This is a genomic window from Paenibacillus planticolens, assembly GCF_013141725.1.
GTDB lineage: Bacteria > Bacillota > Bacilli > Paenibacillales > NBRC-103111 > Paenibacillus_E > Paenibacillus_E planticolens.
Map to the genome: position 1 here is coordinate 1 of NZ_WHNZ01000034.1, position 673 is coordinate 673.

A 673-nucleotide genomic window follows, 5' to 3' on the forward strand; every position below is an offset into this window, starting at 1 on the left:
CCGCCATCCTCAAAAGTCCGTGTAATCTCCTGTAATACAAGTCTGTTTCTCATGCTGCTGTCCTCCCAATCGCATCCAAAGCGTCAATTTTGGCGACCTTCCACACCGAAAATAGCGAACCGGCCAGAGACATTGCTACAAAGGACAAGCAAGTAAGTGCCAAGGTGGAGAAACCTAATTGAAATGGCATAGAACTTGGCAATACGGCCTCAAACAATTGTACCAGCAAGACGCTGATGACCAAACTGCCGACCGATAAGAGCAAAACTTGCATTGTCACACTCCTAGCTAAATAGGCAGTACGTGTACCGATGGCTTTCAAAATACCAAATTGACTGGTTTTCTGGATCGTGATGACATAAAAGAATACAGCCAGTACAAAGGCAGAAATAACAAACAAAAAGACAATCATCATCAGAAGAGAGCCTTGCTCTTCTTTGTAACCAGGAATCGCTGATACTGCCTCAGACTTCGTTATTACCTCTGTATTGGGCAGCGCGGCTTGAAGATCCTTAACTTTTTCGTTCGAGTCTTTAATGGCAATCGCATTGTAAACTTGACTGTCGGCTGATTTCGTTCCTTGGCGAGTAAGTGTTTGCGCCTGAAGATCAAGCCAGTCTTGTTTATTAAGAAAAACAGCCGGTGTATGACTGAATGACTCGTTCTTCACAAA

At 44.0% G+C, this 673-nt stretch carries 1 protein-coding gene; it reads right to left on the reverse strand.

The window, feature by feature from the left end:
- Positions 1–49 precede the first annotated feature (49 nt).
- Positions 50–673, reverse strand: a 624-nt coding sequence (locus GC097_RS16115) for an ABC transporter permease (protein WP_171684329.1), incomplete at its 5' end; no start/stop codon positions are given.